Below are 19,701 nucleotides of genomic sequence, written 5' to 3'. Positions count from 1 at the left end.
GGCGGCGCTACAGCCCCTTCGGCCCAGGCCGTTGCCGGTGCTGCTGTGTGTTCAGGCCAAGGAGCCGGATCAGCGCGGCGAAGCCGTCGTCGGTGCCGGGCCAGTGCGCGCGGATCGGGTCGAGGCCGGCGCGGCGGACCATCGAGCGGAGGACGGCGGTGACGATGATGGCGTCGTCGGCGTAGCCGAGGACGGGAATGAAGTCGGGGACCAGATCGATGGGGATGGCGAGGTAGGCCAGCAGCAGCCCGAGCCGGATCCGGACGCCGCGAGGAAGGGTCCTGTCCGCGGCCAGCCTGCGCACCAGGCGCAGCACGTCGGGCAGTACCCGCACGGCCTCCCGCAACAGGCCTCCGCGGGGACGCAGGATCAGCAGCGTGGTTCCCAGCGCCAGCCACGCCAGCACGAGGGCGGCGACGATGCTGATCGCGAGGTCCCACCAGAACGAGCCGGTCACGAGTCCGCCACCGCCCGCAACCCGCGCCGCGAGCCGGGGTCCGGCGCCTCGGCCTGCAAGGCCGCCTGCTCGAACGCGGCGAGGTCGGCGGCGGCCTCGTCCACCGCGTCCCGGGCGGCCTGGCCGCCGGGCGCTTCGAAGTAGTCCCTGGCGGCGATCTTGGTCAGCCAGGCGCGGAAACGCGCCAGGTCGGCCTCGGACTCCTCGACCTCGGCGTACGTCGCCCGCCCGCGAGCGCGTTCCTGTGCGAGTTCCTGCCGCAGCGCGGGCAGGCGCTCCAGGACCTCGGCGTACTCGGCGTCGCGGGCGGCGTTCAGCTCGGCGATCACGGCCTGTTCCTCGGCGGGCTCGGTGAAGCGCATCCGCACGACGCGGGCGGTGCCGCCCTGGTGGCGGACCCGGTCGGCCAGGCGCCGGACCTGCCGCGCCACGTCGTCGTGAGCGGGCAGCAGGCAAACCGATTGCTGCAGGTAGAGCGCGCCGAGCGAGCGCAGCGTGCGCCACACCCGTACGCGTAGCGTGCCGGCGGCGCCCGCGGTGGACACGCTGACCAGCAGCCACTCCATGCCGGTATCACTGGTCACGTCGTCATGTTACACCCGTAACATTCGCGGCAGGCGCACTGGATGGTTGTCCACAATGGACCAAGACCTCTGGGCTGCTCAGTCGCTCAAGTCGTGGTGGAGCCGTCGTTCGTGCAGTTCGGTGCCGCCGGGTCCCTTGTCGAGCCGGGAGCGTCCGGTGTCGGTCCAGCCGTGGTGGTGGTAGAAGCACAGGGCGCGTTCGTTCGTGTCGAGCACCCACAGGCCGGCGTGGGTGAAACCGCGGGAGCGGAGCCCGTCGAGTGCCGCGGTGTGGAGCAGAGTGCCGATGCCGCGGCGCCAGACGCCGGGGTCGAGGTAGAGCGCGTAGAGGTCGCCGAGCGTGGGGTCCGCGCGGTCGGCGGGTACGAGCGGCGGGCCGGTCGCGGCGAAGCCGACGACGACGTCCGCGAGCGTTGCGACGACCGCGCGGGTGTGCGGTGGACGGGTGGTGAGGACGTCCGCCCAGAACCGTTCCCGGTCGGGGACGGACAGGCTGGCCAGGGCGTCGTCGGGCAGCAGCCCCCGGTAGGCGGCGCGCCAGGACCGCACCAGCACGGTGGCGATGGCGTGCGCGTCGGCCCGCGCCGCGTCCCGGAGCTCGACCATGCCGCCGATGCTTCCATGCGAGGGGCCGGTGCGCGGGTTTCGCCCCACAGCCTTCCTTGGCAGGATCGCCGGTGTGAAATACGTACTGCTGATCTGCGATGACGAGACGGTCTCGCCGAGCAACGAGGAGCTCGCCGCGGACCCGGTGCACCAGGCGTGGGCCGCGGACCTGGCTCGGCGTGGCGCCGAGCTCGTCGGGGCGCGGTTGCGTCCGGTCGTCGACGCGACGACCGTGCGGGTTCGCGACGGCGAGACGCTGGTCTCGGACGGGCCGTTCGCGGAGACCAAGGACGTCGTCGGCGGTTTCGTGATCATCGAATGCGCGAACCTGGACGAGGCGATCGAGGTCGCCGCCGGACACCCCTACGCGCGCTGGGGTGGCGTGGAGATCCGCCCCGTCTGGGAATGACCGGGCCGGGCGAGCGGGCCAGGGCCGCGGTCGCGGAGGCGTTCCGGGACGAGTGGGGCCAGGTGATGGCGACCCTGATCGGGCTGACCGGCGACTGGGACCTGGCCGAGGACTGCACGCAGGACGCGTTGGCCGCCGCGCTGGTGTCCTGGCCGCGCGACGGCGTCCCGCGCCGCCCGGGCGCGTGGCTGACCACGGCGGCCCGCAACCGCGCGCTGGACCGGCTACGCCGTGACACCGCGGGCGTGGCCAAGCTGCGGCAGCTCGCGGTGCTGGCCCGTGATCAGGACGAGCCGTCGGTGGAGGAGATCCCGGACGAGCGGCTGCGGTTGATCTTCACCTGCTGTCATCCGGCGCTGCCGTTCCCGGCGAGGGTCGCGCTCACCCTGCGCACGCTGGCCGGGCTGAGCACGGCCGAGATCGCGAGGGCGTTCCTGACCGGCGAGTCCACGATGGCGCAACGCCTGGTCCGCGCGAAACGCAAGATCCAGGAGGCCGGTATCCCGTACCGGGTGCCGCCCGTCGAGGACCTCCCGGGGCGGCTGTCCGCCGTGCTGGCGGTGCTCTATCTGATCTTCAACGAGGGGTACGGCGAGGACAGCTCGGGGCGGGGGTTGACGGCCGAGGCCATCCACCTGACCAGGCTCCTGGTCCGGTTGCTGCCGCGGGAGCCGGAGCCGCGCGGCCTCCTGGCCCTGATGCTGCTGCACGAGGCCCGGCGCGCGACGCGCACCGAGGCCGGTGTGCTGGTCACGCTGGAGAACCAGGACCGGTCCCGGTGGGATCGGGAACTGATCGCCGAGGGTGTGACGGTTCTCGACCACGCGCTGGCGATGCGGCGTGCCGGGCCCTACCAGGTGCAGGCCGCGATCGCCGCCTGCCACGCCACCGCGCCGGACGCGGCGGCGACGGACTGGCCGCAGATCGCGACCCTGTACGGCGAGCTGGCCCGGCTGGCCCCGTCCCCGGTCGTGGACCTCAACCGTGCGGTGGCCGTGGCCATGGCCGACGGTGTCGCGGCGGGCCTGGCGCTGGTGGACGACCTCGCGGCGTCCGGCCGGCTGGACGGGTACTACCTGCTGCCCGCGACGCGGGCCGACCTGCTGCGCAGGCACGGCCGTGCCGAGGAGGCCAGGGCGGCGTACGAGGAGGCCGTGAAGCTGGCCCCGAGTGAGGCCGAACGCCGCTACCTGACCGGCCGGCTCCAGGAAATCTGAACTTTTTCTCCGGCGGTGTCGATCCGGCCGGGCGGCCCTCGTCGGTGGAGCGAGTAGTCCACCGGAGACGAAGGGAAAGACCCGTGCACACCGACAAGACCTCGCCCGCGCCCCGGGTGACCGACCGCGCCGGCTACCAGGCCGAGCTGGACGCGCTGCGGATCAGGGAGAAGGCACACACGCGCGAGGGTGACGCGATCGCGGCGGCCCGCAGGCGGCTGCCGATGGTGGAGGTCGACGCCACCACCACCCTGATCGGCCCAGGCGGCCCTGTCACGTTGCTGGACACGTTCGAGGGCCGCAGGCAGCTCATCGCCTACTACCACATGTGGCACACCGGGCGGCCTGCCGAAGCCCAGTGTGAGGGCTGCACGTTCTACAACGGACAGGTTCGCGAGCTGTCCTACCTGCACGCCAGGGACATCACGTACGCGACGTTCTGCCAGGGCCCCTACGAGGAGAGCGTCGCCTACCGCGACTTCATGGGCTGGGACATGCCCTGGTACTCCGCCGAGAAGTCGCTCGACGTGCTCATGGCCGGACGTGGCCCGTTCATGCTGGCGTGCTACCTGCGGCGCGATGACCGGGTGTTCGAGACCTACTGGACAACCGGGCGCGGCGTCGAGGTGATGGGCCAGACGTACGGCCTGCTGGACCGGACCGCGTACGGGCGGCAGGAGGACTGGGAGGACTCTCCGGAGGGCTGGCCGAAACCCGACGACGCCGACAACCACCTGCTGCGTGTCGCCGGACGCCCCACGGCCCAGTGGTCCCGGCCGGGTACCGGATGCTGCGGCGGAGGCTCCCGCTGAACCGCCGCGTCGAGGCACCGGAGGAGTGAGCCGTGGTGGGGGAGGGCCTCGGGGGCAACCTCGGGCCTTTCCCCACCACGACGACGGGGTGGCCACGGCACCTCACGGGGTGGCGGCGATGATGCTGTGCCGCGAACGTAGACCAACCCCGGCCAGGTCGACATGCACGTGAACCCCACTGCACGGCCTCGAGCCCGGCGTCAGGCATTCACCGAAGCAGGAGCTTTCCGGGCGACTACTTCAAAGGTGCCTGCCCGAGCGCGGTGGGCCCCCGCGCCTACCGCGCTCACACTGGACTGGCACGCTCATCACCGGGAGCAGGACATGAACATTCACCGCATCGGTTCGGCGGTCACCGTGCTCGGTGACCAACTCGAGGTGCCTGGCATCGGCTTCCTCGCCGTCAACTCCTTCGTTCTCCACGCGCGCGAACCGGTGGTGGTCGACACGGGGCTCGGCCTGCCCGACCGGGACTTCCTGAACGACCTCGGCACGGTGATCGACCCTGCCGACGTCAGATGGATCTGGCTCACCCACCCCGATCGTGACCACACTGGGGGGTTGTTCGAACTTCTCGAGGCCGCGCCGAACGCGCGCCTGGTGACGACCTATCTCGCAGTCGGCATCATGTCCACGGAACGCCCGGTTCCGCTCGATCGCGTCTACCTGCTCAACCCTGGCCAGTCCCTGGACGTGGGCGACCGGATGCTCACCGGGTTTCGACCGCCGCTTTTCGACAGCCCGGCGACAGTGGGCTTCTACGAGGACCGATCAGGGATCTGCTTCAGTTCCGACTGCTTCGGCGCGCCGCTGCCCACGACCGAAGTCGCGGCCTGCGCCGAGATCGGAGACGTCGCGCCGGACGCGCTGCACGCGGGCCAGCTACTCTGGGCGGCCGTGGACAGCCCGTGGGTGCACAACGTCGACCCCGACCGCTTCCTCGCGACCCTGCGCCCGCTGCGCGACCTGGATCCGCACGCGGTCCTCAGCACCCATCTGCCTCCCGCCGTCGGGCGCTCCTCCGACCTGCTCGACACGATCGCACGGGCCCCGCAGGCCGACCCCTGGGTCGGACCGGACCAGCTCGCGCTCCAGGAGATGCTGGCCGGTTTCGAACCGGCCGGCGCATGACTGGCGACGCAGGTGAGCACAGCGTGGCCGCGGGCCGGGACCGTGAGGCAGGCCAACGGGCGCCCCTTGTCCCCTTGCTTCGGGCGACGTGCTTACCCCGACGGTGATCGATGAACTGCGGCCTCTTGCGTCCTGACGCGCACGTCCTAGCCTTGTGGCATGTTCGTCCAGGATGGCCTGTATCGGGCGGACCGGCAGTCGGGCCGGCTGCTGGTGAAGACGAGTCGCACGGGCTTGGGGGCGCGCGCAGGGCACGATCTCGTCATCGAGGCGACGGATTGGGTTGCCGGCGTGTCCGTGAACACGGCAGACCCGCGGTTGACCTCGGTCTCGGTCGACGTCGTCGTCGATTCGCTGCGGGCGGAATCCGGAAGCGGCGGGATCAAACCGTTGACCGACTCGGACCGCGCCGAGATCGAGAAAAACATCCAGACGAAGATCCTGCACACCGACCGGTATCCGACGATCACTTTCCGTTCGACGCGGGTCGCGCGCGATGCGGAATCGCTCACCGTGGACGGAGAGCTGACCATCATGGACCAGACGCATCCGATCACCGTGGCGGCGACGATCGGTGACGAAGGCCGGGTACGGGGTCGGGCGAGCGTGGTCCAGACGCAGTGGGGTGTCAAGCCCTACTCGGCGTTCCTCGGTGCGCTGAAGCTGGCCGACGAGGTCGCGATCGAGTTCGACCTGGAACTCATGCCGGCCTAGCCATTTCGTCAGTTCGCGACGGCGGATGGGGCGCTGCCGGTTCGGGCCGCTGTGGTCGCCCAGGCCGCCGAGCTCCCGTAGGGCGGGGGTAGTCGAGCCCAGGCGCGCCAGGCCGGCCACCAGGTCACCTTCGGCGTTTGCGACGGGCCCGGCTACGTCGCATCCGTCGCATAATGTCTACATTGGACGGTATCGCACGTGGTTTCGCAACGGTTCCGGGTCGTAAGCTGCGGGGAGAGGTCTGCGTCATGCTCGGCGAGACGGGCTCGGCTCGTGTCCTGGTCGATGCGGGAATGACGGATGGATGCCACGGTGACAGGGCAGGCGGATCTGCTGACCGCGGGTCGGGCGGCGCTGGGGCGCGCGGCCTGGTCCGAGGCGAGGGCGCTGTTCGAGGAGGCGGCTGCCGCAGGGGGCGCGGCCGAGGCCTGGGAGGGGTTCAGCCGGGCGGCCTGGTGGCTTGGCGACCAGGAAGCCACGTTCTCCGCGCGCGAGCGCGCCTACCGCGTGTACCGGGAGGGAGGCGACGCGTGCGGCGCGGCGCGGATGGCGACGTGGCTGGCGTCGGACCACCTCGACTTCTGCGGCGACGAGGCGCTCGCCTCCGCGTGGTTGCGGCGCGGGAGAGCGCTCCTGCGCGATCACGGGCCGTGCGCCGAATGGGGCTTTCTCACCGTGCTCGAGGCGGACATCGCGTTCCTGGCACAGGGCGACTTGGCGACCGCCCGGCGGCTCGCGAGTGAGGCGCTCGATCTCGCACGGGACATCGCGGATGCCGGTGTCGAGGTGGTCGCGCTGGCGGTCCTCGGCAGCGCGCTGATCGCTTCCGGGTCGATCGAAGAGGGCTTGGGCCTGCTCGACGAGTCGGCGGCGCTGGCCGTCGGCGAGGATTTCTCCGAGACCGCGGCCCCGGGCTGGGCGTTGTGCCACACGGTGTCCGCGTGCGCCGGGGTCGGCGATTTCGGACGCGCCGCGCAGTGGTGCCGCGCCATGCACAAGTGGTCGGCGACGTGGCGGGCCCGGCATTTCTTTGGTGTCTGCCGTACCGCCTACGGTGAGGTGCTCGCGACCGGCGGCGATTGGCGCTCGGCCGAGCAGGAGCTGCTCGACGCGATGGAGGATCTCCGCACGACGCGGCCCGCGCTGGCGGCGCCGACCGCGGTCCGGCTCGGAAGGCTGCGTGCGCGGCAGGGCGATCTCGCCGAGGCGCGAGCGTTGTTCGAAGCGGCGCTTCCGCTGCCGCAGGCCATCCTCGCGCTGGGTGATCTGGAGCTGGCCGGTGGCGATGCGACGGCGGCCGCGGACGCGGCCGATCGCGTCCTGCGGCGGCTGGGCGATGCGAGCGTCCTCGACCGGCTGCCCGCACTCGAACTCCTTGCGCGGGCAAAGGCCGCTGCGGGCGACAATGACGGTGCGGCCGCGGCGACCGACCAGGTGGAGCGACAGGCCGCTCGGCTCGCGACGCCGTACATGCGCGGACGCGGCCGGTTGGTCCGGGCGCACGTCCTGCTGGCGGCCCGTGACCACGATGGCGCTCGGCGAGCAGGCGAGGACGCGGCCGACCTGTTCACCGCCTGCTCGGCGCCTTACGAAGCGGCACAGGCCCGGGTCGTCCAAGCCGAGGCGCTGGCTGCCCTCGGCCGTCCGGAGCGGGCCGAGGCGGAGGCCGCGGCCGCTCGCGACACGCTCGCCTTGCTCGGGGCGAGCGGGCTGCGGCGTACGGCGAAGAGCGGCGAGCTCAGCCCGCGCGAGATCGACATCCTGCGGCTCGTCGCGCAGGGGCACAACGACGCCCGGATCGCCCAGAGACTGTTCCTCAGTACGCACACCGTGCACCGCCACATCGCGAACATCCGGACGAAACTGGGAGTGCCCTCCCGGGCGGCGGCGGTGGCATCGGCCACGCGCGACGGCCTGCTCTGAGCCGCCGCTGGCCCGTTCCGGCCATCTCGCGGAGTGGCCGATCCGGGTGAAGTCGCGGGGCCGCATCCCCGGCGACGCTGGTCCCATGACGAAAGCAACCAGCTTCACAGCGGACGTCGACGAGCTCCGGTTTCGCCTCGACGGCGGGGTGCACGAGCCCGGCGACCCGTTCTACGAGGACACCTGCACCTTGTTCAACACGATGGTCGAACGGCGGCCGCGGCTCGTGGCGGAGTGCGTCGTCGTGGAGGACGTGGTGGCAGCGCTGGCCTTCGCTCGACACCATGACCTGCCGATCGCTGTGCGCGCGGGCGGGCACTCCGTCGCCGGTCTGTCGTTGTGCGACGACGGCCTGGTGCTCGATGTGCGCGGTATCGCCGACATCGAGGTCGACCCGCGTCGGCGTCTCGCGCGTATCGGCGGCGGCGCCATCTGGGCCGCCGTGGATCGCGCCACGCAGGTCCACGGTCTGGCGACGACCGGCGGGCGCGTGTCGACGACCGGGGTGGCCGGGTTGACGCTCGGCGGTGGCTCCGGCTGGCTCGAGCGCAAGCATGGCCTCGCGTGCGACAACCTGGTCGCCGCCGAACTGGTCACCGGGGACGGCCGGATCGTCCGCGCGTCCATCGACGAGAACCCTGAGCTGTTGTGGGCATTGCGCGGGGGAGGTGGCAACTTCGGCGTTGTCACGGCATTGGAGTTCGCACTGCATCCGGTCGGGCCCGAAATCTTCGGTGGCGTGGCCCTGTTCGGCGCGGGCCGGGGGCGCGAGGTGCTGCGCACCTTCCGGGACGTGATGAACGGCGCTCCCGACGAGCTTTCACTCGCCTGCGCCTTCGTCACCGCGCCCGAGGACGACGAGGTGCCGGCACACCTGCGCGGTCGCCCGGCGGTCGCGATCGTCGGCATGTGGGCTGGTGCCGTCGGCGCCGGCGAGCGTGCCCTGACCCCCATCAGGGCGCTCGGCCCCGACGCCGACTTCTTCGGCTTCACCGGCTACGCCGATCTTCAATGCTCGGTCGACGACCCGGCTGGCTACCGCAACTACTGGACCGCCGAGAACGTCGTCGATCTGCCCGACGAGGCGATCGACGTGCTGGTTCGGCACGCGAGGCAACTGCCCGCCGGCCCGTCACAACTGTTCATCGTGGCCTGGGGTGGCGCGGTCAGCCGCGTCGGCGCGGAACATTCGCCGCTCGTCGGCCGCGACGCGCGCTTCATCGTCCACCCGTTGCTGCTGTGGGAAAATCCCTCCGACGACGAGCGTTACCGCACGCTCGCCCGCGCGTGCCGCGCCGACCTACGGCCCTGGTCGACCGGCGCCACCTACCCGAACTTCCTCGGCGACGAGGGACGTGACCGCATGCGCAGGGCGTTCGGCACGTCCGCCGACCGCCTGGCCGCCGTGAAAGCCCGGTGGGACCCGCACCACGTCTTCCGGACCCACCAGACCATCGACGCGACGCCAGCGTGCTGAGCCATGGAATCACCCTGAGCCCATGCCGGCGCGGACCGCGACCGGCGGGAACGAAGGAAAGGATCGATTGATGAATGCGGACAACCACGCGGTGCTTGTTCTAAGGGTTGCGGAAAGAAAGGGAGTGTAACCATGGGGCAGCATGTTCGCGCCGGGGAACTCGAGATCTGGACCGAGGAGGTGGGCCGGGGGCCTGACGTCCTCCTCATCGGCGGCCTGGGCGATACGGTCGAGTCGTGGCAGTTCCAGCTCGATGGGCTGGCGGACCGCTACCACCTGATCGCTTTCGACAACCGGGGAGCGGGCCGGACGGCGATGCCCGACGGACCTGTGTCGGTGGAGGTGATGGCGGATGACGCGGCCGATGTCCTGCGGGCCACCGGGGTCGCCTCGGCGCATGTAGCGGGTTTCTCGGGGGGCAGCATCATCGCCCAGGAGCTGGCGCTTCGCCACGGCGAGCTCGTGCGCAGCCTCGTCCTGCAGAGCACGTGGCCGGTGATGGACGCGTACCTTCGCTCGTGGGCGCGGTTCGTGCACTGGCTCGTGGAAGCCGCTCCGAGCGAGCGCGCGTTTCTCGAGAACTTCTTTCTCGACATCTACACCGCGCGCGCTCACAACAACGGAACCGTCGAGAAGTTCATCGAGGAGGTACTCGCCTTTCCCCACAAGCAGTCGACGGAGGATCTGCGGCGGTTCCTCGATGCCTTCATCGATCACGACACGACGGACCGGCTGCCGCAGATCGCCGCGCCGACGCTCGTCCTGGCCGGTGGCCTCGACCCGACCGCGCGCCCGCAGCTCTGCCGGGCGGTGGCCGACCTGATTCCCAACGCAGTGTTCGAGGTCCTGGAGCAGGAGTCCCACCAGCCCTTCCAGGAGGTACCAGAGGAATGGAACTCCCGTGTCGATGCCTTCTGGCGGAATGTCGGGCCGGGAAGCTGAGCCGGACCGCCGTTCGCGCGCGGGAGCCGTCCACGAATACGCGCAGGTAGCGAGTGAGTGGGTTGTCCGTGTCCCTCGACAACCCACTCGACCGCGTTGACCCGAAGAAAGCACTGTGTGCAGGGCCTACCGAGTGCCTGCTCCGCCGGCATGGAGCCCGGGCATCCTCCCGATGGACGGCGATGCCGTGACGGACAACCGCCTCCGCACTGCGCGCGGCCTGTGCGGCAACCGGCGACGCAGTGGCTCACTCCAGCGGCGACTGCACCATCGCCAACGCGAGGTGGGCCTGCTCGTCGGCGATCTGTTCCGGCGTGCGGCGGCCGTCGGCGTGGTACCAGTTGGCCAGCGCGGCGCACAGCAGGACGATGTTGCGCGCGGCCTCGTGGGGGTACGGCGTGTGGAACTCGCCGGAGGCCACACCCGACTCCACGATGTCGGTGAAGAGCTGCTGCGTCCGGTCTCTTGCTTCGACCACGGCCTCGCGCAGCGAGCCCTCCAGGTAGCGGAACTCGCTGATCGCCACGACTCCGGCCGTCTGCTGCCGTGCGCTCCACAGCACGTAGGCGCTCACCACGGCCCGCAGGCGATCCGACGCCGGGTCGCCCGCGGTCTCCAGAGCTGCACGCAACGCGGCCAGCAGGTCGTCGTTCGCGCGCTTGAGCACGTGTGCCAGCAGGTCCGCCTTCGCGGGGACGTAGTTGTAGAGGTTCGACAGGCTGGTACCCGCGCGCGTGGCGATCTCCCGCATGGACGCGCCGTTGAAGCCGTTGGTGCTGAAGGCGTCCAGGGCCGCGGAGAAGATCGCCGCCTCGTTCGGGCGCTTGGCGGTCCGGCCTGCTCCGTTCTCGGCAACGTGGGAGGTCATGCTGTGAGGATATGCGCCCTTGACTTCCTGCCCGCTCCCGCGTGAAGATCTGAGTACGAACGATCGTTCATAGCCGAACGGAGATGTGGTGTACTTCGAAGACTTCGAGGTGGGGCAGCGGTTCACCGCCGGACCACGGCGGGTGACCGCGGAGGACCTGGAGCAGTTCACCCGGCTCGGCGGAGACGACCACCCCCTTCACACCGGGCAGGCCCCCGCGGGCGAACCGATCCTGCAGGGTGCGTTCGGTGCGGCCGTGGCAGGCGGGCTGTGGCGGAAGCTGGGCCTGGTGGACGACTCGATCGTGGCCGCGGTCGCGGAGAGCTGGACCTACCACCAGCCGATCCTGGTCGGTGACGAACTCCTGCTCGACGTCATGATCGTCCGGCTGCGGGACACCTCCAGTGGTGACAAGGGGCTGCTGACGCGGTACAACGAGCTCCGCAACGGCGACGGCGCCGTCGTCCAGTCCGGCTCCGCCACCGCGCTGGTCAGGGCGGCGGGCGACCGGCCTCGGTCCACCGCCGGGGACGTCGGCACCGTCGCGTGGGGGCGAGCCCTCGCCGCCGCGCTGGGGGAGTGCGAGCCGTTCGCCTCCGCCGTGGCGTCGTGGGACGGCACCATCGGCCTGCGAGGCGGCGAGCACGAGGTCCACCTGCGCGTCTACCGCGGCAGGATCATCGACGTCACCCGCAGGGCGCCGCACGGTGCCACGTTCACCTTCGGCGCCGAGGACAGGACGTGGGCCGAGCTGCTCACCGCGCCGGAGAGCCGGTTCGGCGCCCGGCTCATGTCGGGTGAGTTCCAGTCGGCCGGAGATCCGTACGAGTATCTCCGCCTCACCAAGGCGCTGGAGATCCTCGTCGACGTCGCCCGCGACCTGGCCGCGGCCGGCCGGAGGGACCCGGCCGGGGTGACCGCATGAAGATCACCGCCCACCATCTCGGCATCGAGGGCCGGACCGGCTTCGTGCAGGACGTCGAGCCGGACATCTCGAACGGCACCACGCTCCTGCTGATCCACACCGCTGGCCAGAGCGGCGTCCAGTGGCGGCACGCGGTGCGTGCGCTGGCGCGCCTGGGTTACCGGGCGCTCGTGCCCGACCTTCCGGGGCACGGACATTCGGAGCCCGCGCCCTCGGGGGCCGTCCGGGACCTCGGCCACTACGCCGACTGGCTCGTCGAGGTGCTGGCCCGCCTGGACGTCACCCGGCCGGTCGCCGTCGGCTGCTCCATCGGCGGCAAGATCGTTCAGGACCTCGCCGCCCGGTACGGCACGCGGTTCAGCGCGGCCGTCTCGATGTGCGCGGAGTCCGGGCCAGGACGGGTCAAGCTCCACGCGCTGGAACGTGAGCTCGAGGACAGCGCCGCCGCGGCGCGGACCGACCGGACCCACCTCGGCACCAGGGCGGTGGTGGGGCGCAACGTCGACCGGGACAGGGCGGAGCTGATCGCGCGCATGCACTGCCGCGAGGATCCGCTGGTGTCCAACAGCGACCTGATCGGCTGGGGCACCCACGACGTCCGGCGGCTGCTCGGCGATATCCAGTGCCCGATCACGTTCGTCGCGGGTGAGGACGACCTGTGGGTCGATCCCGTGTCGGTGGCGGAGTCAGCCCGGCGCGTCGCCGACGGCAGGTACGTGTTCCTCGAGGGATACGGGCACTACCCGATGGAGGAGATGAGCGACTTCGCGGACGTGCTCGACGGTTGGTTGCGCGACATGATGAAGCGGGAGCTGTGATGACCACACCACGCCTACTCGAGGTCTTCGGCGATCTCGTCGCGGCCGATCCGGAGGCCGTCGTCCTGTACGACGGCCAGGCCGGCCGCGCGCCGGCGAGGCCCGTCACCAGGCGCCGGCTCGGCGAGCTGGCCGGTGGCCTGGCCGAGGATCTCCGCGCATGCGGGGTCGGCGAGGGCGACTGCGTCGGAGTGTGGCTGCCCAACTGGTCGGAGGCGGTGGCGGTGCAGCTCGCCGCGCTGTCCGTCGGCGCGCATGTCATCGGCATCAACACGCGGTACAACGTGGACGAGGTCGCCCACGTCCTGCGCATGGCGCGGCCACGGGCCGTTCTGGTCGCCCACGACTTCATGAACCTCGACCTGCTGCGCACGCTGAAGGCGGCGCACCGGGCCGCGGAAACGGAACCTCCCGCCGTTCTCGTGGTCACCGCTCCCGGGACGCAGCCCGCCGAACCCGGACAGGTGGCGGAGTACGACCTGGGCGCGGGCGCGGCCGCCTGCCCCCGGTCCGCCGACCGCGGCGAGCTCAGGCCACATCCGGCCCCCGGGCTCGCCGCCGCGTTCACGACCTCGGGGTCCACGGGCAGGTCCAAGCTCGCCGCACACGATGAGCCCGGCGTCACCGAGCACGTGCTCGCGGCCGGCGCGAAGATCGGCCTCCAGCCCGGAGACGTCATGCTGGGCGCCCTTCCGCTCTCCGGCGTGTTCGGGTTCAGCTCCGCGATGGCGGCCGTCTTCGCGGGCGCCGCCGTGCTGCTGGAGCCGGTCTTCGACGCCGATGGCGTCGTCAGGGACCTGGTGCGGCACGGGGTGACCCACATCGTCGGCGCCGACGACCTGCTCGGCCGTATCGCCACCGCCTGGGAGGCCGAGCGGCCTCGCCTGCCGCTGAAGTGGATCGGTATCGCCGACTTCGAAGGCCGTTCCGCCGAGCTCGCGGCGTGGGCCGAACGCGAGTTCGGGACGACTGTCGCCGGGGTGTACGGCTCCTCGGAGCTGTTCGCCCTCACGGCGTTCTGGCCGGACGGCTACCCGCCGGAACAGCGTTGGACGGGCGGCGGGCAGGTCGTCATGCCCTCCATCGAGGTCAGGGTCGCCGACCCGGTCACCCACGAGGAGCTCCCGGACGGCCGGGACGGCGAGCTGCAGTTCCGCGGCCCCAACGTGGTCAACGCCTACCTCGGCGATCCCGCCGTCGCCGAGCGCATGTTCACCGCCGACGGCTGGTTCCGCAGCGGCGACCTCGGCCGGAAAGTGGCGCCGGGCACCGTCCAGTACATCTGCCGGATCGGCGATGTGCTGCGCCTGCGCGGTTTTCTCGTCGACCCGGCCGAGATCGAGCTCCGGCTGGCCGCGCACCCGGCGGTGGCCATGACGAAGGTCGTCGGTGTGCCGGGGCCCGGTGGCGGCACCATCGCGGTGGCGTTCGTCGTCCCCCACGGCTCCGACCGGCCGGGCGAGGACGAGCTCAAGCAGTGGTGCGCGCGGACACTGGCCAAGTTCAAGGTACCGGCGCGGATCAGGTTCATCGAGGAAATGCCGACCACGTCGGGCACGAACGGCACGAAGATCCGGGCCGCAGCCCTCCGCGAGCTGGCTCTCGAGGAGACGACAGCTCCCTGAGCCGCGTCGTGCCCCACAGCGAATCCCCGTCACTCTCCTGAGAGGTCCCTTGTCATGTCCACAAACCACGGTGCGTCCTCGCCCGCTGGAGCCGAGACGCCTCCCGTCGATCGGTCGGTCGGCGAGTCCAAGATGAGGCGGCTGGCGTTCGCCTCGATCGCCTCGACAGTGCTCGAATGGTTCGACTTCCTCGTCTACTCGACGGCGGCGGCGCTCGTGTTCGGCGACCTGTTCTTCCCGACCCTGGGCGGTGTCCAGGGCACGCTCGCGTCGTTCGCGACGCTCGCCGTCGGGTTCATCGCGCGCCCGCTGGGCGGCGTCATCGCGGGACACGTGGGTGACCGCTACGGCCGCAAGGTCCCGCTCGTGGGCTCGATGCTCCTGATGGGTGCCGCGACGTTCGCGGTCGGAATCCTTCCGACCTACGCCGCGATCGGGATCTGGGCGCCGATCCTGCTCGTCATCGCGCGGATCGTCCAGGGGCTCGGGGTCGGTGCCCAGTGGGGTGGTGCCGCGATGCTGCTCGTGGAACACGCACCGGTGAACAAACGCGGCTTCTACGGGTCACTCGTCAACACGGGCACCATCATGGGAGCCGTGCTGGGCAACGGATTCTTCCTGCTGCTGACCGCGCTGCTGCCGGAGGGACCGTTCGAATCCTGGGGCTGGCGGATCCCGTTCATCTCGGGCCTGCTGCTCGTCTTCGTCGGCATCTACATCCAGTTGAAGATCGAGGAAAGCCCGGTGTTCAACGAGCTCAGGGAGCGCTCCGCCGAGGCCGCCCAGCAGGCGGGGGTGCGCAAGGCTCCGGTCGGGCAGGCGATCCGGCTCCACTGGCGCCAGATCCTCCAGGCGATCGCGGCCTTCTTCGTGGTCAACGGCACGTTCTACATCTTCATCTCCGGCATCCTCGACTACGGCACCACCGTGCTGGGCCTGGACCGGACGGCGATGCTGCTCGTGGTCATGGTCGCCGGCCTGACCCAGGTGGTCACCATCCCGTTCTTCGGGGCCCTGTCGGACCGGCTCGGCCGCAAGCGGATCTACGTCACGGGTGCCGCGGCGATGGCCGTCGCCGCCTTCCCGATGTTCTGGCTGATCGACACGGGCAACCTGCTGGCACTCGGGCTCGCGCTCGTGGTCGGGTTCACCATCCACGCGTCGATGTTCGGTTGCCAGACCGCCATGTACGCCGAGATGTTCCCCGCGGACGTGCGGCTCTCCGGAGCGTCACTCGGTTTCCAGATCGCCTCGGTGCTCGCGGGTGGCCTGGCACCGATGATCACGACCGCTCTGGTCGCCGCCTCCGGCGGCTCGTGGTCGGTCTCGCTGTACATCGTGGCGATGGCGGCCGTCACGTTCCTCGGGGTGAGCACGATCAAGGAGCAGTTCCGGCGCGATCTGTACCAGGTCTCCGCGCCTGAGGGGAGCCGGTCGTGACCGAGTCGCTGAGCGACCGCGTGCGGCGGCTGGAGGACCTGCACGCCCTGCAGCAGCTGCGGGCGAGGTACTGCCAGTACCTCGACGACGGACGCTGGGACGAGCTCGCCGGGCTCTTCACGACGGACGGCGCCTTCGTCGGCCTGGGCACCGCGCGAGGCCACGAGGAGCTCCGGAGCTTCTTCGCCGGGCTGCAGAACGGTGCGCTCACCTCGTGGTGGCACTTCTCCTCGAACGAGACGCTCGAGCTGGACGGTGACCTCGCGACGGGACAGACCTGGCTGCTCCAGCCGTGTGTGGTGGATGGCCAGGCCCAGCTGGCCGCAGGCCGCTACACCGACCGGATGGTCCGCGGTGCCGACGGCTGCTGGCGATTCGAGGAGCGCAGGGTGCGCTTCTTCTGGTGGGCAGACCTGGACCGCGGCTGGGACGCGGGGCGGTTCACCTGGCAGCCCGCCACGGCCGCCGCCGACGAGCTGTACCCGCCGCGATGACGGTCCGCGGGGAGTCGCGTGTGGACCGGACAAGGACCTCAGGAAGGTCCGAACCGCGGCCGGCGTTTCTCCAGGAGGGTGGCCGCCTCGCGAAGCAGCCGCTTGGTGGCGACCCGAGCGGCGCCCATCACGTCCACGGTGGACTGACTGAGCGGGTTGGCCTGGTCCTCTTCGGACAGCCGGATCCGGGCGACGCCGTCTCGCAGGCGTCGTTCACGAGGTTCACCGCGAGGGTCCGACCGGGTCGAGGAACAGGTCGGCGTCCAGCGGCTGGTCGCCGTCACCGGCGCGGTAACGCTCGAGGTCGGTGACGCCTTCCTCGACGAGGACGTCCTCGTCGAGGAAGAAGTTGCCGGTGCAGGTGCGGCTGTCCCGGACGAGAATCGCGTGCGCGGCGTCGGCGACGATCCCGGGGGTACGGGCGCGGGCGACGCTCTCCTCGCCGCCGAGGAGGTTCGCGATCGCCGCGGTGGCGATCGTCGTGCGGGGCCACAGGGAGTTGACCGCGATCCCGGCGCCGCGCAGCTCCTCGGCGAGGCCGAGGGTCACCAGGCTCATCCCGTACTTGGCCATCGTGTAGGCGAGGTAGGAGCCCGCCCATTGTGGACGGAGGTCCAGGGGAGGGGAGAGGGTCAGGATGTGCGCGCGGTCGCTCTCGGCCAGCTGCGGGATGGCGAGCTTGCTGAGCAGGAATGTGCCGCGCGCGTTGATGCCCTGCATCAGGTCGTAGCTCTTCATGGTGATGTCGGTGGTGCGCCGCAGGTCGAGCGCGCTGGCGTTGTTGACGACGACGTCGATGCCGCCGAAGCGGTCGACGGCGGTCCGGACGGCTCGTTCGGCGTCCTCGTCGCGCCGCACGTCCCCGACCACGGCCACCGCCCGTCCACCGGCTCGCTCGATGTCGGCGACGGCGGTGTGCACGGTGCCGGGCAGACGGGGGTCGGGCCGGTCGGTCTTGGCGAGGAGCACGACGTTCGCGCCGTCCCGTGCCGCGCGCACCGCGATGGCGAGGCCGATGCCGCGGCTTCCTCCGGACATGAGCAGGGTCCGGCCCTGCAGCGTGGTCATGGTGTGTCGTCCTCCGATGCGGGAGTCAGCGGGCGATGACGGCCCGGTAGCGGTCGCGGAGCGGGCCCTTGACGAGCTTGCCGGCCGGGGTGCGGGGCAACCGGTCGACGAAGTCACGGTGGTGTGGTGGTCAGGAATCGAGTGCGGCGTGCCCGCGTTCGACGAGCGCGGGCACCAGGGCGCCGAGGCGCTCGAACCCCTCGCCGACCGTGAGCCCCTGCCGGGTCCGGTAGTGGATGCCCTCGAAGATCGCGGCGATCTTGTAGAACGCGAAACCCAGGTACCACGGCAGGGCGGAGAGATCCCGGCCGCTGCGCCGCGCATAGGACTCGACCAGGAACTCCCCGGAAGGGAAGCCGGGCACGTCGCCCGGTGCGGCGGCGACGGGGCTGTCCAGGCCGTTCATGCCGTCCCACCAGATCACCGCCGACGCGAGGTCGGTCAGCGGATCGCCGAGGGTGGCCATCTCCCAGTCGAGGACTCCCGCGACACCCGCGCCGTCCGGCTCGACCACGATGTTGTCCAGGCGGTAGTCGCCGTGCACGATCGCCGCGGCCCCGCTGTCCGGGACTCGCAGGCCCAGCCGTTCGCCCAGCGCCGCGAGCTCGGGAAGGTCCCGGCTGTGCGAGGCCTCCAGCTGCCGGGCCCAGCGCCGCAGCTGGCGTTCGAGGTAGCCCTCCGGGCGTCCGAGGTCCCCGAGCCCGACGGTCGCGGGGTCGGTGCGGTGCAAGCGGGTCAGGACCTCGACGAGCGCGCCGGCCAGGCGGGTGGCCGAGGCGGTGCCGAAGGACTCGAGCTGCTCGCGCTCCCGCAGGACCTCGCCCCCGGTGAAGGCCATGACGTAGAAGGGTGTGCCGATGACGCCGGGTCCCGCGTGGACGATCGGCTCGGGCACGGGGACGTCGCTGGGGTGCAGGGCGGTGAGGACCCGGAACTCGCGGTCCATGTCGTGCGCGGTCGCCAGCACGTGCCCCAGCGGTGGCCGGCGCAGCACCCACCGGCCGCTCCCGTCGGTGAGCAGGTAGGTCAGGTTGGAGCGGCCGCCCGACAACAGCTCGACCCGGAGGGGGCCGTCGAGCAGCCCGGGAACCTCGCTCCGGAGGAACCCTTCGAGCTCGGGCACGGACACCCCGGGCGGGCTGACTTCCGTCGGCATGGACACGACCCTTCAAACCGAGCGATCGAACGGTAAACCTGAACAAGCTGTCGAGTACGATCCACCAGACGGCCAGGACTGTCAAGCGCCGAGAGGACGGAGCCGGTGGCGGCACGCGGGATAGCACCAGAGGACCAGAACGCCCGCAGGGAACTGGGTTCCCGGCTGCGCGCCGCCCGCCGTGCGGCCGGGCTGACGCTGCGTGAGGTCGCCCGGTCGCTCGACGTCAGCGCCGGCACCTGGAGCGCCGTCGAGAACGGCCGCACCAGGATCGACGAGACCCGGCTCGGCAAGGCCGCCGGCCTGCTGAACATCGACCCGGCGGCACTGCGTGACGACCCGGTCCCGGCCGGGGGGAGCTGGCGGGACTTCCCGCCGTTGCGGCTCGACCCGCCGCTGGCGGGTGCGCTGGAGGCGTTCGTGGAGCTCGGCTACCACGGCGCGACCATCCGCGACATCGCCCAGCGCGCCGGCCTGTCCGTGCCGGGCGTCTACCACCACTGGCCGACGAAGCAGGACCTGCTCGTGGCGTTGCTGGACCTCACGATGGACGACCTGCTCACCCGCGCCCGCGCGGCGCGGGCCGAGGCCGACGGCCCGGTCGAGCGCTTCACCCGGCTCGTGGAATGCCTGGCGCTGTACCACACGCACCGGCGGGAACTGGGCTTCATCGGCGCGAGCGAGATGCGCAGCCTGGAGGAGCCCAACCGGGTCCGCATCGCGGCCGTGCGCCAGGAGATGCAGCACATGGTCGACGACGAGGTGGTGGAGGGCTGCCGCCGGGGTGTGCTGGCCACGCCGTTGCCGAGGGAGGCCGCACGTGCCGTGGTGACCATGTGCACCGCGCTGCCGCAGTGGTGGTCGCCCGCGGGGCCGTCGTCGCCGGAGATGGTGGCCCGCCAGTACGTCGGCTTCGCGCTGGACCTGGTCCGGCTCGCGCGTTGACACCCCGCTGACCGCACCGTACGGTCGAGCCGACCAATTGCTCGGTGTTGTTCAGGAGTTCTTCGTGTCGGACTACGATCTTCCCGCCCC

General features: G+C 71.2%; 20 protein-coding genes. 14 read left to right on the top strand and 6 right to left on the bottom strand.

Features of this window, described 5'->3' with window-relative positions:
- Positions 1-7: 7 nt before the first annotated feature.
- The 3 genes from BA062_RS15965 to BA062_RS15955 all read right to left on the bottom strand — a co-directional run bounded on the left by BA062_RS15965 (position 8) and on the right by BA062_RS15955 (position 1,647).
- Positions 8-457, bottom strand: coding sequence for a YkvA family protein (locus tag BA062_RS15965; RefSeq protein ID WP_110337028.1), 450 nt, complete (start codon positions 455-457; stop codon positions 8-10).
- Positions 454-1,041: a Chromate resistance protein ChrB gene (locus tag BA062_RS15960; protein WP_245959836.1), complete on the bottom strand. Its 588-nt coding sequence runs from the start codon at positions 1,039-1,041 to the stop codon at positions 454-456. The genes BA062_RS15965 and BA062_RS15960 overlap by 4 nt, the downstream gene beginning before the upstream one ends.
- Positions 1,042-1,119: 78 nt before the next feature.
- Positions 1,120-1,647: a GNAT family N-acetyltransferase gene (locus tag BA062_RS15955; protein WP_110337024.1), complete on the bottom strand. Its 528-nt coding sequence runs from the start codon at positions 1,645-1,647 to the stop codon at positions 1,120-1,122.
- 73 nt (positions 1,648-1,720) lie between these two features.
- On the opposite strand from BA062_RS15955, the gene BA062_RS15950 reads away from it, so the two are divergent.
- The 8 genes from BA062_RS15950 (at position 1,721) to BA062_RS15915 (ending at position 10,272) form a co-directional block, all read left to right on the top strand.
- Positions 1,721-2,056 (top strand): YciI family protein, encoded by a 336-nt coding sequence (locus BA062_RS15950; protein WP_110337022.1) that lies wholly within the window; start codon positions 1,721-1,723, stop codon positions 2,054-2,056.
- A complete protein-coding gene (locus BA062_RS15945) occupies positions 2,053-3,273 on the top strand; it encodes an RNA polymerase sigma factor (protein WP_110337020.1) in 1,221 nt (406 codons plus the stop codon). Before BA062_RS15950 ends, BA062_RS15945 begins: the two co-directional genes overlap by 4 nt.
- Before the next feature lie 83 nt (positions 3,274-3,356).
- The gene (locus BA062_RS15940) at positions 3,357-4,085 is read left to right on the top strand and encodes a DUF899 family protein (protein ID WP_110337018.1); all 729 of its coding nucleotides are present in this window, start codon (positions 3,357-3,359) and stop codon (positions 4,083-4,085) included.
- Positions 4,086-4,409: 324 nt separating this feature from the next.
- Complete coding sequence (locus BA062_RS15935) at positions 4,410-5,216, top strand: MBL fold metallo-hydrolase (RefSeq protein ID WP_110337016.1); 807 nt, start codon at positions 4,410-4,412, stop codon at positions 5,214-5,216.
- 159 nt (positions 5,217-5,375) lie between these two features.
- A complete protein-coding gene (locus BA062_RS15930) occupies positions 5,376-5,930 on the top strand; it encodes a YceI family protein (protein ID WP_110337014.1) in 555 nt (184 codons plus the stop codon).
- A 312-nt stretch (positions 5,931-6,242) separates the two neighbouring features.
- The gene (locus BA062_RS15925; protein WP_146240042.1) at positions 6,243-7,853 is read left to right on the top strand and encodes a LuxR family transcriptional regulator; all 1,611 of its coding nucleotides are present in this window, start codon (positions 6,243-6,245) and stop codon (positions 7,851-7,853) included.
- Between the two features lie 85 nt (positions 7,854-7,938).
- Positions 7,939-9,330 (top strand): FAD-binding oxidoreductase, encoded by a 1,392-nt coding sequence (locus tag BA062_RS15920; RefSeq protein WP_110337010.1) that lies wholly within the window; start codon positions 7,939-7,941, stop codon positions 9,328-9,330.
- A 132-nt stretch (positions 9,331-9,462) separates the two neighbouring features.
- On the top strand, positions 9,463-10,272 hold the full coding sequence (locus BA062_RS15915; protein WP_110337008.1) for an alpha/beta fold hydrolase: 810 nt from the start codon (positions 9,463-9,465) through the stop codon (positions 10,270-10,272).
- A 247-nt stretch (positions 10,273-10,519) separates the two neighbouring features.
- On the opposite strand, the gene BA062_RS15910 is transcribed toward BA062_RS15915, so the two are convergent.
- Entirely contained in the window at positions 10,520-11,140 is a 621-nt protein-coding gene (locus tag BA062_RS15910) for a TetR-type transcription factor C-terminal domain-containing protein (protein ID WP_110337006.1), read from the bottom strand.
- Positions 11,141-11,228: 88 nt separating this feature from the next.
- Here BA062_RS15910 and BA062_RS15905 point away from each other — a divergent pair, with 88 nt between their 5' ends.
- The 5 genes from BA062_RS15905 to BA062_RS15885 are packed head-to-tail and all read left to right on the top strand — an operon-like array spanning position 11,229 to position 16,442.
- Positions 11,229-12,065 (top strand): FAS1-like dehydratase domain-containing protein, encoded by an 837-nt coding sequence (locus BA062_RS15905; protein WP_168213985.1) that lies wholly within the window; start codon positions 11,229-11,231, stop codon positions 12,063-12,065.
- A complete protein-coding gene (locus BA062_RS15900) occupies positions 12,062-12,883 on the top strand; it encodes an alpha/beta fold hydrolase (RefSeq protein ID WP_110337002.1) in 822 nt (273 codons plus the stop codon). The genes BA062_RS15905 and BA062_RS15900 overlap by 4 nt, the downstream gene beginning before the upstream one ends.
- Complete coding sequence (locus tag BA062_RS15895; RefSeq protein WP_110337000.1) at positions 12,883-14,508, top strand: AMP-binding protein; 1,626 nt, start codon at positions 12,883-12,885, stop codon at positions 14,506-14,508. Before BA062_RS15900 ends, BA062_RS15895 begins: the two co-directional genes overlap by 1 nt.
- 54 nt (positions 14,509-14,562) lie before the next feature.
- Positions 14,563-15,948 (top strand): MFS transporter, encoded by a 1,386-nt coding sequence (locus BA062_RS15890; protein WP_110336998.1) that lies wholly within the window; start codon positions 14,563-14,565, stop codon positions 15,946-15,948.
- The gene (locus tag BA062_RS15885; protein WP_110336996.1) at positions 15,945-16,442 is read left to right on the top strand and encodes a nuclear transport factor 2 family protein; all 498 of its coding nucleotides are present in this window, start codon (positions 15,945-15,947) and stop codon (positions 16,440-16,442) included. Before BA062_RS15890 ends, BA062_RS15885 begins: the two co-directional genes overlap by 4 nt.
- A gap of 222 nt (positions 16,443-16,664) precedes the next feature.
- On the opposite strand, the gene BA062_RS15880 is transcribed toward BA062_RS15885, so the two are convergent.
- Positions 16,665-17,510 (bottom strand): SDR family oxidoreductase, encoded by an 846-nt coding sequence (locus BA062_RS15880; RefSeq protein WP_110336994.1) that lies wholly within the window; start codon positions 17,508-17,510, stop codon positions 16,665-16,667.
- 130 nt (positions 17,511-17,640) lie between these two features.
- Positions 17,641-18,666, bottom strand: coding sequence for a phosphotransferase family protein (locus BA062_RS15875; protein ID WP_110337419.1), 1,026 nt, complete (start codon positions 18,664-18,666; stop codon positions 17,641-17,643).
- A 105-nt stretch (positions 18,667-18,771) separates the two neighbouring features.
- On the opposite strand from BA062_RS15875, the gene BA062_RS15870 reads away from it, so the two are divergent.
- Positions 18,772-19,611 (top strand): TetR-type transcription factor C-terminal domain-containing protein, encoded by an 840-nt coding sequence (locus BA062_RS15870; RefSeq protein WP_245959835.1) that lies wholly within the window; start codon positions 18,772-18,774, stop codon positions 19,609-19,611.
- Positions 19,612-19,701 lie beyond the last annotated feature (90 nt).

Source organism: Prauserella flavalba, assembly GCF_003202235.1.
Lineage (GTDB): Bacteria > Actinomycetota > Actinomycetes > Mycobacteriales > Pseudonocardiaceae > Prauserella_A > Prauserella_A flavalba.
Note: the sequence above shows the minus strand (reverse complement) of the source record. Positions and strands in the feature narration are given on the sequence as shown.